The following is a 13,986-nucleotide window of genomic DNA, read 5'->3' on the forward strand; positions in this document are numbered from 1 at the left end:
ACGGACAGCCGGCGCGAAGACGGCCGGCGCAGGAGAGACAATGACCTGGATTCCTGGAATGATTGGCGTGCCCGCCGACGGGGACGCCCCTCTCGACACGCGCCCCGCGATTCCGGTCGAGCTCGACCGCAGGACGCGCGCCCGCGCCGCGGTCGCGGGGTCGGCGGGCAATCTGATCGAATGGTACGATTTCTACGCCTATGCCTATACCGCGCTCTATTTCGCCTCGTCCTTCTTTCCCGAGGGCGACCGCACCGCGCAGCTGTTGAACGTCGCCGCCATTTACGCCGTGGGCTTCCTGATCCGCCCGCTCGGCGGCTGGTTCTTCGGCCGCTACGCCGACCGCCACGGTCGCCGCGCCGCGATGATCGCTTCGGTTCTGCTGATGGGTGCGGGGTCGTTGCTGGTCGCGGTCCTGCCGACCTATGCGACGATCGGTGCAGCGGCGCCGGCGCTGCTGCTCGTCGCGCGGCTGATGCAGGGCTTTTCGACCGGCGGCCAATATGGCGCGGCGGCTACTTACTTGAGCGAGATCGCCGAGCCGGGGAAGCGCGGATTTTACGCGTCCTTCCAGTTCGTGACGCTGATCGGCGGGCAATTGTTCGCGCTGCTGACGATCTTCCTGCTCCAGACCGCAATGACCGACGCGGCGATCCGCGAATGGGGCTGGCGTATCCCCTTCGTCCTCGGCGCGATCCTCGCAGGCATATTCATCCTGTTTCGCGACGCGATGCACGAGACCGCCGAACCGGCGGGGAAGGACGAGGATGCGGGGTCGCTGAAGACATTGATGCAGCACCCGCGCGCGATGCTGACCGTGATGGCATTGAGCGCCGCGGGGGCGGTGACGCTCTATACCTTCACTACCTATATGCAGAAATATCTGGTCAACACCGCGGGCATGGACGTCGCGACGGCGAGCCGGATCATGCTCGTCGTCACCTTTGCTTTCCTGCTGTTCCAGCCGATCCTCGGCATCCTGTCCGACCGGATCGGCCGGCGGACGAACCTGCTGATTTTCAGCGGCGGGATGACCCTGTTCGCGGTGCCGCTGCTCGGCGCGATCGGACAGGCGCAGACGGTGTGGGTCGCCGGCCTGCTGGTGTTCGCGGCGCTCGCGATCATGAGCTTCTACACCTCGGTCTCGGGCCTGTTCAAAGCCGAACTCTTCCCCGCGAGCGTGCGTGCGCTCGGCGTCGGGCTGGGCCATGCGATCGCCTCGGCGATCTTTGGCGGGACCGCTGAATATGCCGCGCTGCTGCTCAAGCAGATGGGGCATGAGCAGGCCTTTGCCTGGTATGTCTCGGCGATCTGCGCGGTCGCGTTTTTTGTTGCGTTGCGGATGAAAGAGCCGCGCGCGCACGGCCATCTTCACTGATATCAGGAAACGGAGCTCTCGCGATGAAAGCCATCCCTCTTCTCGTATCCGCGGCGCTGCTCGCCGCCGGCCCGGCACTCGCGCGGGAGGCTGCGCCCGACCTGCCCTATATAATGACGGCCAGCGTCACCTTGCCCAGCACCGACACGGGTTGGGACTATGTGAAGTTCGAACCCGGCAGCGCGCGGCTGTTCATGGGACGGCTGGAGGACGGGCTCACCGTCTATGACGTCGATCAGGGCAAGGCGGTGATGACGATGGAAAATTCGGTCGGTGCCAACGGCCCGATCCTGCTGCCCGCCTACAACCGCGGTTACGTGGCGATGGCCGACGGGTCGCTGCTCAGCTTCGATCTCAAGACGCTGAAGGTCATCGCGCGGACGCCGCTCGCGAGCGACGGCGGGCTGAATAGCGGTTCGCTTGATCCCGCGACCGGGCGGCTGCATGTCATCACCGGCACGCGCCCCACCGAAGCGACCTGGTTCAGCATCGACGCGGCGACCGGCAAGCTGCTCGGGACGACGCGCTTTCCCTTTCGCAAGATGGACGATCCCGCCGCCGACGGGAAAGGCCATCTCTACGCCCCCGCGCGGCTCGACGGGATCGTGCTGAAACTCGATTCACAGACGCTCAAGGAAGAGGCGCGCTGGGACGTTGGCTGCAATGTGTCGAAGATGAAATATCTCGCCGCGACCAACCGCCTGCTCGGCGCCTGCACCGGCGACAAGCCCGCGGTGTTCCTGATGGATCCCGCGAACGGCGCCATCCTGTCGCGGGTGACGATCGGCAAGGGGCTCGACGCGCTCGCCTATGACGAGAAGCGCGAGCGGATCGTCAGCAGCAATTACGAGGGGTCGATAACCGTGGTCCAGCGCGAAGGCGACAGCCTGCGTGTCGTCGCGACGATACGCACGCAGTTCGGCGCGCGCATGATGGACATCGATCACCGCAATGGTCGACTCTATCTGGTCAATGCGGACTCGACCGATTTTCCCGGCAAGGATGGCGGCGCAGAGGTGACGCGCTATCATCCGGACAGCTTCCGGGTCGAGACGTGGCAGCCGAACTGAAGGGCGACGAGATGATGCGGGCGGTTCGACGATCACTGGTTCTGGCGGCGGCGCTGGCGCTTCCGCTGGCGGCGCAGGCGCAAAGCGAAAGCGCGCTGCCGATGAAGCGCGCGCGCACGCTCGATTACGAGGTGGCGAGCGGCACCTTCATGTCGCTCGCGGTCTCGCCCGACGGCCAGACGATCCTGTTCGACATGCTCGGCGAAATCTATGCGGTGCCGGCGCAGGGCGGTCGCGCGGTGCCGATCGCGACGGGCATGGCGTTCGAGGTCCAGCCGACCTTCTCGCCCGACGGCAAATGGATCGCCTATGTCAGCGACCGGTCGGGCGGCGACAATGTCTGGATCGCCCGCACCGACGGCAGCGGCGCGCGGCGGATCAGCGACGAGGACGACGGCGCGGTGCGCACCTCGCCCGAATGGAGCGCCGACGGCAAGTCGGTCTATGTCAGCCGCTACCGCATCCGCATCGACCGCTACGAGCTGTGGCGCCATCCGGTCGACGGCGGTCCCGGCGAACTGGTCGCGCCGGCGAAGCCGAAAGACGACGCTCCGCGCCACTCCTGGCAAAGCACGCTCGGTGCTGCGGCCTCGCGCGACGGCCAATATCTTTATTATGCCCGCCGGACCGGCGACCTGTCGTTCGACGAGCCGGTGCCGTGGACGATCGTCCGCCGCACGCTTGCGACCGGCGCCGAGGAAACGGTCGTCGGCAGCTCGGGCGGGCGCGAGGCGGGGGGCGAAACCTTCTTCCGCCCGGCGATCTCGCCTGACGGCAAGCTGCTCGCCTATGCGACGCGGCGGATGGCCGAAACGCGGCTGCGGATTCGCGAGCTGGCGACCGGCGCCGACCGCGACCTCGGCCCCGCACCGCTCGACCTGATGAACGGCGCGGCATGGCTCGACCTCGTCCCGCGCTACGGCTTCACCCCCGACGGCAAGGCGATCCTGATCGCTTATCGGGGCAAGATCGAGCGCCGCCCGGTCGATGGTTCGGCAGCGACGCCGATCCCCTTCCAGGCGCGGCTGCAACTCGCGGTGGGGCCAAGCACGCGGATCGGCTTCCGCGAAGACACCGCGCCGGTGCGCGCCAAATTGCTGCAGGGGACGACGCCGTCTCCCGACGGGCAGCGCGTCGCTTATGCGGCGCTCGGCAGCGTCTATGTCCAGAGCATCGATGCCGCCGCTGCGCTGCGGCTGCCGATCGCGGGCGATCCGCCGTCGCTGCCCGGCTGGAGCTCCGACGGGACGCGCATCGCCTATGTGACGTGGGGCGAGCAAGCGGGTGGGGCGGTGTGGACGATCGCCGCCGACGGTTCTGGCGCGCCGGTGAAGGTGAGCGACCTTGCTGCCTTTTATTCGCACCCCGCCTTCACCCCCGACGGCCAGACGATCCTCGCGGTGCGCTCGCCCGCCGCGGCGCGGCAGCAGACGAGCTTCGAATTCGGCACGGTACGACCGGGCGAGTTGGTGGCGATCCCGGCGGACGGCGGCGCCGCGCGCGTCGTGACGCGCGGTACGCTGGGGCAGCGCCCGCATTTCGTGCAGGGCCAGCCTGACACCGCCTATCTGCTCGGGGGCGACGGGCTCGTCGCGGTCGATCTCGCCAGCGGCGCGCAGCGCGCGGTCGCTACCGTGAAGACGCAGGGCTATTATTTCACCGACCGGCCCGCCGACGCCGACGACATTCGCATCAGCCCCGACGGCAAATGGCTCGCCGCGCAGACGAGCGAGCAGCTCTATGTGCTGCCCGTGCCCGCCGACCCGAAGGTCGCGGTCGACCTGACCGCGCCGGACAATCCGGGGCGCAAGGTCACCGGCATGGGCGCCGATTTCTTCGACTGGCGCGCCGACGGCAGCCTGACCTGGTCGGTCGGAAACTATCTGCAGGTCCTGCCCGAGGCGACCGCGCCTGCGCCAGTGACGCATGTCGAGCTCGTCGCCGAACTCCCCCGCGCCCGGCCAAGCGGAAGCATCCTCTTGCGAGGCGCCCGTGCGTTGACGATGGCGGGCGACGACAAAATAATCGACGATGCCGATATATTAATCGCCGGCGACCGCATCGCCGCGATCGGCCCGCGCGACAGCTTCGCCGTTCCCACGGGAACGGCGGCGCGCGAATTGGGCGGCAAGACCGTCGCGCCCGGCTTCATCGACGATCACGACCATATCGGCGGGGTGCGTCGCAACGTCATCGGCTATGAGGAATGGGGACTGCGCGCCCGGCTCGCCTATGGCGTCACGACGTCGTTCGACCCCTCGACGCTCGGGATCGATCAGATCGCCTATCAGGATCTGATCGACGCGGGGCTGGTCGTCGGGCCGCGGCTGCGCTCGACCGGCCCGGCGCTCTTCTCGAAGGAGGGCTTCACTTCGCTCGATCAGGTGCGCGGCGTGCTCGGCCGCTATCGCGATGCCTGGGGGCTGCGCAACATCAAGCAATATCGCGGCGAGAGCCGTATCGTGCGCCAATGGATCGCGATGGCGGCGCGCGAAAAGGGCCTGCTGCCGACCACCGAGGGCAGCCATAATCCCAAGCTGATATTGACCCAGATCATCGATGGCTATGCCGGCAACGAACATGCGCTGCCCATCGCCCCCTTCGGCGAGGATGTGGTCGAGCTCTATCGGCTGACGCGCACCAGCTATGTCTCGACCCTGCTGGTGAATACGAGCGGCCCGGCGGGGCGGCATCATTATGTCGCCCGATACGACCCCGCGCTCGACCCGAAGGTGAAGCGTTTCTGGCCGCCGCCCGCGATCGCGCAGAAGCTTGCGATCCGCGAATGGGGCTCGATCGAGGCGTCGCGCATGCCCGCGCTTGCCGCCGACGCGGCAAAGCTCGCCGCCAATGGCGCGCTCGTCGGCATGGGCTCGCACGGCGACGAGCCGGGGATCGGCTATCATTACGAGATGGAGGCGCACGCGCTCGGCGGCATGAAGCCGATGGCGGTGCTGCACGCCGCGACCGCGGGGGCGGCCGAAACGATCGGGCGCCTCGGCGATATGGGGACGCTCGAACCGGGCAAATATGCCGATCTCGTCATATTCGATGCCGATCCACTCGCCGACATCCGGAACACCCGGTCGGTCAGGCTGGTGATGCGCGGCGGACAATTGTTCGATGCGGATACGCTCGACGAGCTTTGGCCGACCCCACGCAAACTGCCCGCCCCCTGGTTCGCCGAGGGCGCGAGGGAGGCGCAATGGCTGCCGGTGGAATGACGATCGGCCCCGAATCCGGCTCTTGCTCGACGAGATAAAGGCGCGCGGGCCGCAGCATCCGCCTTCCGATACGCGGCGCGGCGAAAGCTCGACCGATCAGCCCGCGAGCACGACCCCGGCATCGACGAGCGCAGCGATCTCGGCGTCCGAAAGGCCGCATTCGCGCAGCAGGGTACGGCTGTCGGCGCCGAGCGCGCGGGGCGGCGTATCGGCAGCGGGTGCGATTCCGTCGAAAAGAACCGGCTGCGGGATCGCGCGCGCGATGCCTTCGGGATAGCCTTGCGGCACGTCGAAGAATCCGACCTCGGCAAGATGGGGATCGGCTAGCAGGTCGGAAAGCGCCGGAACCTCCGAACAGGGAATGTCGCGCGCGGCAAGCGCAGTCAACCACTCCGCCGTCGTGCGCGCCGGGAGGCATGCGGCGACGAGCGCATAAAGCTCGTCGATATGCGCCGGCCGCGCGCGCGGATCGTCGAACCACGGCTCGCGCATCACATCCTCGCGCCCGACTTCGCCCAGGAAGGCGCGCCATTGGCGATCGGTATAGGGGAGCACCGCGATCCAGCCGTCGGCGGTCCGGAAAGGGCGGCGATTTGGCGAAAGGATGCGGGGATAACCCACCGCGCCGTTATCGGAAAAGGTCGCGCCGGCCAGATGCTCGTTGAGCAGGAAGGCGGCCAGCGCCTCGAACATCGGCACCTCGATCTGGATCGCGCCGTCGCGCCCGTTCGCGCGCGCGACGAGCGCCGCGAGAATGGCATAGACCGCGTGCAGCGCGGCGACCTTGTCCGCGACGATGGTCGGGACGAAGCGCGGCGTCCCGTCGTTCGCGGCGCCGAGCCCGGCGATTCCGCTCGCTGCCTGGATGATATCGTCGAAGGCGGGGCGGTCGCGATATGGCCCGTGCTGTCCGAAGCCGATGGCGGCGCAATGGATGATCTGCGGGTTAATCGCGGCGACCGCGTCGAAGCCCAGGCCCAGCCGCTCGGCTGCATCGACGCGCATATTGTGGAAAAGAACGTCCGCCGTCGCGATCAGCTTCGCGAGCGCCGCCCGCCCTTCGGGGCGCTTGAGGTCGACGGCCAACATACGTTTGTTACGGTTGTTGTTGACGAACAGCGCGCCGCCACCCGGTCCGGCGGGGTGGGCGTGACGTGCGATATCGCCGTCGAGGGCTTCGACCTTGACGACTTCTGCGCCGAGGTCGGCGAGCAGTTGGCCGGCATAGGGGCCCAGCACGACCGCTCCGACCTCGATGATCCTTATTCCCTTCAGCAGCGGCAGCATGATCGTCTCCTTCGCTGACGCGTTTCCATATGGAGATGATAATGTCCATATCTAGAAACCGAATCGAAAGAGCGAAGCCCCTCGCAGAGGCCTTGGCGGGACCGCCGGGGTCGGGCATGAGGCTGTCGTCGAGCGGGATTCGTCGCACTTACCCGTGGGTAATTCGACGCGGATCGTTAAATCCACCCATCAAAGTGCGGCATTACCCGAATCCGGACAACCACTGGCGCGCAGCCGATCTACTATCGCAGGACGGCCAAGGGCGGACGAGCGATTGCGGGTCTGTATCCACCGGATAAAAAGGAAGGGGGCGTCATGACAAGTGTCTATCAACATATTGCGGGGGCGGTGCGTTGTTCGATCGGGGTATCGATGCTGGCGCTGGCTGTCGCATCGCCGGCCCATGCGCAGTCGGCCGAGACGGAGGACGGTTCGGATATCGTGGTCACCGGGGTGACCGCGACGACGGCGACCAAGACCGACACCCCGATCCTGCGCATTCCGCAGGCGATCGAAGTCGTGTCGCTCGAAGAGATGCAGGATCGCGGCGCGTTGAATATTCGCGAAGCGCTGAAGTACACGGCCGGCGTCTACAACGCGTCGGACGACTCGCGCGGCGATTTCAACATCATCCGCGGCTTTGAATCGGTGCTGTATGTCGACGGCCTGAAGCGCAACTACGGCTTCGTCTATATGCCGCGCCCCGAAATCGCGACGCTGGAGCGGGTCGAGGTGCTGGTCGGTCCGGCATCGGTGCTCTACGGTGCAGGAAGCTCCGGCGGCCTGACCAACATGCAGACCAAGCGTCCGCAGTTCGACTTCGGCGGCAGCGCCAGCGTCAGCTATGGCACGCACAACCGCAAGGAAGCGATCGTCGACGTCACCGGTCCGCTCAGCGATACGCTGGCCGCGCGCTTCGTCGGCGTGGTGCGCGATTCCGACTCGCGCCTGGACTTCACGCGCAACGACCGCGTCGTCGCGCAGGGCGCGCTGACCTGGAGGCCCGGCGATCGCACCGACATCACCGCGATCGGCATCTATCAGGAAGACCATAACCCGCCGAACTACAATGTCGTGCCGCTCGTCGGGTCGCTCTTGGCGCTTCCGGGCGACCGTATCCCCGACTCGCGCTTCTTCGGTGAGCCGGGGATCAACCGGGGCGACAAGGAATATACCGCGCTCTCGCTGCTCGCGACCCACGAATTTTCGGACGCGTTCAGCTTCCGCAGTTCGACCCGTTACACCTGGGCCAATACCAAGCAGGCCGAATATTATCTGGCGACCTATCTGAGCCCGGGCGGTCCGCTGGACCCGTTCCTCCCCGGGACCACGCTGATCCCGCGCAACCTGTTCGCGATCAACATCAAATATAGGACGTTCAACACCGACAATGGCGTGGCGTTCAAGTTCGACACCGGTCCGGCTTCGCACCAGCTGCTCGCTGGCGTCGATTATTCCTATTTCAAGCAAGTGTCCGGGCAGGCTTTCGTCCAGGATGCCGGGGCGATCGATGTCTATAATCCGGTCTATGGCAACGCACCCGGCCCGGTCTTCACCTTCTTCAACACCCAGATCCTGAAGCAGACCGGCTTCTATCTGCAGGACCAGGTCGATTTCGGCGAGGTGGCGTCGCTGGTCCTCGGCATCCGGCGCGACCGCTATACCAAGCGCGATGTCGGCGCGCCGCTCGAAAAGACCAACAAGACGACCAAGCGCGCCGGCCTGACCATCAACGCCACATCGACGTTGGCGCCCTATATCAGCTATTCGGAATCCTTCCTGCCGATCTCGGGCCTCAACCAGTTCGGCAGCACCTATCAGCCGCTGTCGGGCAAGCAGAAGGAAATCGGCATCAAGTGGCAGCCGCTTCGCACGACGATGCTGCGTGTGTCGCTCTACGATCTGAAGGAGGACAATGCGCTCCGGACCGACCCGAACAATCCGCTGAATTCGATCCAGACCGGCTCGGTCAAGTCGAAGGGCGTCGAGTTCCAGGCCAACCATAATGTCGCCGACGATTTCTCGCTCACCGCGGCCTTCTCCTATGGCAAGGTCAGGCTGTCGGGCGAGGGTCGTCAGCGCGACGATACGCCGAAATATCTCGCCAGCATCTTCGGCACCAAGACGGTCGCACTCACCAATGATGTGGCCATGCGGATCGGCGGCGGCGTGCGCTATCAGGGGAAGCAGATGTCGGACCCCTTCGGCGGGCTTTTCGTCGTCGAAACGCCCAGCTACACGCTGGTCGATGCGATGCTGGCCTTCGATTACAAGGCCTGGACGCTGCAGTTCAACGCGATCAACCTGTTCGACGACCTCTATTATCCGAGCTGTTCGGCTTTCGGGTCGTGCGCGAACGGCGAACCGCGCACGGTGCAGGGGACGCTGAGCTACCGGTTCTGACCCGGGCCATAGCAAAGGTCTTCATGGGGCGGCGGCCGGGGCATCTCCGGCCGCCGTTTTTCTTGGGGCGGACGTGACGCCGAGAGAGGCAAGACGATGAGCGGACAAAGGGCGGACGAGTTGCTCGGCATGGGCAGCGCAATCACGCGGCGCGATTTCGTGAACGGCGCGATGGTGGCGAGCGGCGCGGCGCTGGTCGCGGGTTGCGGCGGCGGACGGGGCGGGGCGGCGGACGGTCCCTGGGTGCCGTCAGGCTCGTCCTGGACCGGTTTCGGCGGGGTCGGCGACTATGCCTGGTCGAACGGCAACACCCAGGCGGTGGTCGACGCCGCGCACGGCATCCGCGACCGCCTTTATCCCGACCCGGCGTCGAAGCCGGTCGACGAGGATTTCGACCTGGTGATCGTCGGCGGCGGTTTTTCGGGTATGACCGCGGCCTATGAATTTTCGAAACGCACAGGCGAGGGCGCGACCTGCCTGCTGCTCGACAACCACCCGGTGGTCGGCGGCGAGGCGAAACAGAACGAGTTTGACGTCGACGGCCGCCGCCTGATCGCGCCGCAGGGGTCGAACGGCGCGATCGTGCCGCGCCCCGGCTATGTCCGCGGCAGCTTTGGCGAGGGCACCTACGACATCTTCACCGACTATTATCGCGAGTTCGGCCTGCCCACCGAATATGACCTCGAACCGCTCGGTGGCGGGGCCGAGAAATATGCACTGACCGACTATCATTTCGGCCCGATGGCGCCGGCCTGGGAAAAGGCCTATGCCACCGGCTATCATTTCCCGGGCAAGGGCTGGGTCAAGGACCCCACCAGGGACGGTTTTGCGAACACGCCTTGGCCGGCGTCGGCGAAGAAGGAGCTCGAGGATTTCGTCGCCGACCGCCGCGATGTCCTGTCGGGGGTCTCCAACCCCGAGGCGTGGCTCGATTCGATCACCTATTACGACCTGCTCGACAAACTCGGCTATGGTACCGAGGTCCGCAATTATATCGACCCCGGCATCGCGGTCGGGAATTACGGCATGTGCGGCAATGCGATCTCGGGCTATGCGGCGCACCGGCTGCGGCTGCCGGGCACGACGATCAAGGGCAAGGTTATTTCGTCGTCCGACATCGGCCTCGTTTCCTTCCCCGGCGGCAACACCGCCTTCATGCGGATCATGCTGCAACGGATGATCCCCGGCGCGATCCGGACCGAAGGCGAAGGCGGTCTGGCGCCGGCCGGCGGGACGATCGATCCGTCGAAGCTCGACCGGCCGGGCAACAGGATCCGCATCCGCTCGGGCTCGACCGCGATCGACGTGCGGCATCCCGGCGACGCGGCGAAGGCCGACCATGCGATCGTCAGCTATGTTCAGGGCGGCAAGGTCCGCCGCGTCCGCGCGAAAGCGGTAGTGATGGCATCGGGCGGCTGGGTGAACCGCCATATCGTCGCCGACATGCCCGACGGTCATCGCAAGGCCTATGGTGCGTTCCACCACGGCCCGGTGATGGTCGCCAATGTCGCGCTCCGCAACTGGCGCTTTTTCGACAAGCTCGGCTTCACCAACACGCGCTGGTTCGACGCGCTCGGCTGGCAGACGTCGATCCGGCGCAATGTCGATATGGGCGGCGCGCAGGCCTTCACCCCGGACAGTCCCACCGTGCTGACCTTCTATATTCCCTTCCTGCACCCCGAACTTCCCGGACCGCAGCAGGGACCCGCGGCGCGTGCGCGGCTGTTCGCGACCAGCTACACCGATTTCGAACGCCAGCTGCGCGAGCAGCTGACGGCGGGGTTCGCGGCCGCGGGTTTCGACGCGAAGCGCGATATTGCGGGGATCATCCTCAACCGCTGGGGCCACGCCTATGTCGCGCCGCAGCCGGGCTTCTACCTCGGCCGCGACGGCGCACCGCCGCCGTCCGACGTCATCCGCCAGCCGCACGGCCGCATCGTCTTTGCGCATTCCGAACTGCTGGGCGAGATGGCGATGGCGCACGCGATGCACGAGGCCTATCGCGCCGCGGGGCAAGTCATGGCGATGCTGTAAGGATCAGGTCTCGGCCCACATCCGCCAGAGGTCGCTGGTGTTGCGCGTCAGCGTGTCGAAGGCCGCGGATTTGCCGCCCTCGGCGAACATCGTCGCCCGCAGATTCTCGAGTTCGAACAGCACGCGGCGCTTGTCGGCCTCGCGCACCAGGCTCTGGATCCAGCCGATCGCGACGTCGCGCTGGCCGGAGATGACCTCGGTCACCTGATGCACCGAATTGGCCGGGTAAAGGATGGCGGCCCCGGCAGGCAGCTTGAACGATCGCGTGCCCGCGGGCTCGTCGATCTCGAGCTCGCCGCCTTCATAGCGGTCGGGGTCGGACAGGAACAGGGTGAAGGCCAGGTCGATCCGCGTCTGCGGCGCGTCGCCCATCAGCGCGTTGTCGACATGCGGGCCGTAACTCATGCCCGCGGTATAACGGCTGAACAGCACCGGCCGCATGGCCCGCGGCATCGCGGCGGTCGCAAAAAAACGATTGGCCGCCAGCGCCTCCGTGACCGTCGCCTGCATGGCGGCATAGTCCCTGGAATTGCTGGCGACCTGTTTGTTCTGCTTCACCCCGGCGGCCGCCCAGCCCGCGGTTTCGCGGCCATCGATGAAATTCTGCCGGTCCATGGCGACGACCAGCGTCTGGAGCTGGTCGCCGTTCAATATGTCGGGGATGCAGATAAGCAATTATCGTCCTTCGTCGTCGCTACATATCGGGCGCGGCACCCTTTTTGAGCGCATGCGCCTTGCCCGAAACGGTCCCGTCGGGCTTCACCATCGCCACGCTATCCATCACGAAGAACATTGTATAGCAGCCCGTGATCTGCGTCTTGCCGGCCCAGGCGATATCGACGCACAGCTTGTTGTCCTCGGTCTTCCAGGTGCCGGTGACCGGCTCGTTGACCTGCGCGCTGCAGACGCCCTCATAGAGAAGGAGGCCGTCGCCGGGGATTTCCTTCTTGGGACATTTCTTCACGTCGACGGCATCGTAGCGGATGTTGTAACCGCCGACCTTGCCGTCGGCGCTATATTGATGCGCATAATGATAGGGGATGGCGAGCGTGTTGCCGGCCAGTGCCTTGCCGATCTGCTCGGTGGTCAGCGCAGGGAAGGACAGGGTCGGCCAGACGCGGTGCGAACCGATGCCATTTTCGCCGCCTTCGCCGGCGAGCATCAGCGACAGCGCCTTGTCGAAGCCGGTCGGATAGACGAGCTCGCTCGGAGCGGGAGCGGTCGGGGCGTTGGGATCCGCCATCGCGGCGGCGGGCGTCGCCATCGTCGTCGCGGCCGCGGCACCCGCCGCAACGGTCCAAAGCTTCATGATGAAAGTCTGCATTGTCCAAAACCTCCCTGTTTTCGAAATGACCAAAATCGGCGTGCGCGCCGGCTCGTCGGGTTGGAAGACAGCATAATGCGGGCGGGCGGTCAGCAGGGTCGTCGGGTAAGCGCGAAGATACGAAGGGTAAGAGGCGGTGATCGGCCCTATTCGCGTTCCGCCAGCGCCCGGGCGCGCGGGCGTTTCCGCCACCAGAGCAGCACGCCGAGGATGACGATGGCCGTCAGCCAGACCCCGATCGCGAGCGTCATGATCCGCCCCGCCAGCCCGAGGCTCTCGCCGGTGTGCAGCGGATAGAGGGAGCCGACGAAGGCCTGCGCTGCATCGGCGTCGGTCGCGGGCCACGCGCCGCGGATGCTGCCGTCATTGGCGTCGACGATGACCAGGCTGCCGCCATAGCCGCCGCGATAAAGCTCGCCCGGCGCGCGCACCCACGCATGATAGCTGGCATCCTCTGCCGACGGCAGCGTGGTGCCGACGAACCGGCTGCCCGGGATCGCCGCGACCGACGCCCGCGCCGCGGCGGCGAAGCCGACCGGCTTGCCCGTCGCGGGGTTGGCGGGCAGGCTGATTTCGGTGGCGCCGACAAGATGGCGGATCTGATGCTCGAACAGCATCATCGTGCCCGTCGCCGCGATCACCAGCGCCGGAACCATCGCCCAAAGCCCGACCGCGCGATGCCATGAATAAAGCGCCGTGGCCGATCCGCCGCGACCGGCGGGCTTCAACACGCTCCGCCAGCCGCCGCGCCGCGGCCAGGCGGCGACGAGCCCGAAGATCAGGTTGGTGACGAGAAGAAGTCCGGTCACCGCCGATATCCAGTGGCCCGTTGTCCCGGCCATGAGCGTGAGATGGATCTCGCGCATCAGACCGAGGAAGCTGTAGGTGTCTGCCGGCTGGTCGCGCAATATTTCGCCGGCCCCGTCGATATAGGCCTTGCGCGCGGTGCCATCGGCGCCGGCGAAGGAAATGACATAGCGGTCGGGAAGCCCCGCCGTCGTCCAGACCCAGTCGACCTTCGCCGCGCCGCCCGCCGCCGCCAGCCGGTCCGTGCGCTGTTCGATCGCCGCAAGGTCGGTCGCCTTGTGCCGGGTGGTCAGCAATGCGTCTTCGGCCTCGAAATGGAAGGCGAGCAAAATACCCGTCGCCGCCTGGACCAGCCAGAAGATCGCCGCGCCAAGCCCGAGCCAGCGATGGAGTTTGACGATCGTGGTTCGCGCTTTGGGACGGGCGATCGGTGCGTCGGTCATTTCATTATTGTCCTGC

General features: G+C 66.3%; 9 protein-coding genes. 5 read left to right on the top strand and 4 right to left on the bottom strand.

Translation table 11 applies throughout. The annotated features are described in order from the left end of the window. Window positions 1-40 precede the first annotated feature (40 nt). The 3 genes from AC1RNQ_RS09120 to AC1RNQ_RS09130 are packed head-to-tail and all read left to right on the top strand — an operon-like array spanning window position 41 to window position 5,672. Window positions 41-1,378: an MFS transporter gene (locus AC1RNQ_RS09120; protein WP_493170666.1), complete on the top strand. Its 1,338-nt coding sequence runs from the start codon at window positions 41-43 to the stop codon at window positions 1,376-1,378. A 23-nt stretch (window positions 1,379-1,401) separates the two neighbouring features. After that, window positions 1,402-2,448: a hypothetical protein gene (locus AC1RNQ_RS09125; RefSeq protein WP_493170668.1), complete on the top strand. Its 1,047-nt coding sequence runs from the start codon at window positions 1,402-1,404 to the stop codon at window positions 2,446-2,448. Beyond that, window positions 2,433-5,672: an amidohydrolase family protein gene (locus tag AC1RNQ_RS09130; protein WP_493170670.1), complete on the top strand. Its 3,240-nt coding sequence runs from the start codon at window positions 2,433-2,435 to the stop codon at window positions 5,670-5,672. The genes AC1RNQ_RS09125 and AC1RNQ_RS09130 overlap by 16 nt, the downstream gene beginning before the upstream one ends. 96 nt (window positions 5,673-5,768) lie before the next feature. On the opposite strand, the gene AC1RNQ_RS09135 is transcribed toward AC1RNQ_RS09130, so the two are convergent. Then, window positions 5,769-6,959, bottom strand: coding sequence for a CaiB/BaiF CoA transferase family protein (locus AC1RNQ_RS09135; RefSeq protein WP_493170671.1), 1,191 nt, complete (start codon window positions 6,957-6,959; stop codon window positions 5,769-5,771). Window positions 6,960-7,331: 372 nt separating this feature from the next. Between AC1RNQ_RS09135 and AC1RNQ_RS09140 the strand changes: the two genes are divergently transcribed. Together AC1RNQ_RS09140 and AC1RNQ_RS09145 are read left to right on the top strand one after the other, a co-directional pair. Beyond that, complete coding sequence (locus AC1RNQ_RS09140; protein ID WP_493170672.1) at window positions 7,332-9,362, top strand: TonB-dependent siderophore receptor; 2,031 nt, start codon at window positions 7,332-7,334, stop codon at window positions 9,360-9,362. Between the two features lie 96 nt (window positions 9,363-9,458). After that, window positions 9,459-11,396 carry an NAD(P)-binding protein gene (locus AC1RNQ_RS09145; protein ID WP_493170674.1) on the top strand — a complete coding sequence of 646 codons (1,938 nt, stop codon included), beginning with the start codon at window positions 9,459-9,461 and terminating at the stop codon, window positions 11,394-11,396. Between the two features lie 3 nt (window positions 11,397-11,399). On the opposite strand, the gene AC1RNQ_RS09150 is transcribed toward AC1RNQ_RS09145, so the two are convergent. The 3 genes from AC1RNQ_RS09150 to AC1RNQ_RS09160 form a co-directional block, all read right to left on the bottom strand. Beyond that, the gene (locus tag AC1RNQ_RS09150) at window positions 11,400-12,071 is read right to left on the bottom strand and encodes a Fe2+-dependent dioxygenase (protein WP_493170676.1); all 672 of its coding nucleotides are present in this window, start codon (window positions 12,069-12,071) and stop codon (window positions 11,400-11,402) included. Between the two features lie 19 nt (window positions 12,072-12,090). Then, window positions 12,091-12,720, bottom strand: a complete 630-nt coding sequence (locus tag AC1RNQ_RS09155; protein WP_493170678.1) for a hypothetical protein — start codon at window positions 12,718-12,720, stop codon at window positions 12,091-12,093. 146 nt (window positions 12,721-12,866) lie between these two features. Further along, on the bottom strand, window positions 12,867-13,970 hold the full coding sequence (locus AC1RNQ_RS09160) for a PepSY-associated TM helix domain-containing protein (RefSeq protein WP_493170679.1): 1,104 nt from the start codon (window positions 13,968-13,970) through the stop codon (window positions 12,867-12,869). Window positions 13,971-13,986 lie beyond the last annotated feature (16 nt).

It is taken from the genome of Sphingopyxis sp. GW821-FHT12F08 (assembly GCF_058806755.1).

Bases quoted from the DNA above. Each gene is read 5' to 3' on its own strand.
- AC1RNQ_RS09125 (WP_493170668.1), top strand. From the start codon at position 1,402: ATGAAAGCCATCCCTCTTCTCGTATCCGCGGCGCTGCTCGCCGCCGGC.
- AC1RNQ_RS09135 (WP_493170671.1), bottom strand. From the start codon at position 6,959: ATGCTGCCGCTGCTGAAGGGAATAAGGATCATCGAGGTCGGAGCGGTC.
- AC1RNQ_RS09140 (WP_493170672.1), top strand. From the start codon at position 7,332: ATGCTGGCGCTGGCTGTCGCATCGCCGGCCCATGCGCAGTCGGCCGAG.
- AC1RNQ_RS09160 (WP_493170679.1), bottom strand. From the start codon at position 13,970: ATGACCGACGCACCGATCGCCCGTCCCAAAGCGCGAACCACGATCGTC.
- AC1RNQ_RS09145 (WP_493170674.1), top strand. From the start codon at position 9,459: ATGAGCGGACAAAGGGCGGACGAGTTGCTCGGCATGGGCAGCGCAATC.
- AC1RNQ_RS09120 (WP_493170666.1), top strand. From the start codon at position 41: ATGACCTGGATTCCTGGAATGATTGGCGTGCCCGCCGACGGGGACGCC.
- AC1RNQ_RS09155 (WP_493170678.1), bottom strand. From the start codon at position 12,720: ATGCAGACTTTCATCATGAAGCTTTGGACCGTTGCGGCGGGTGCCGCG.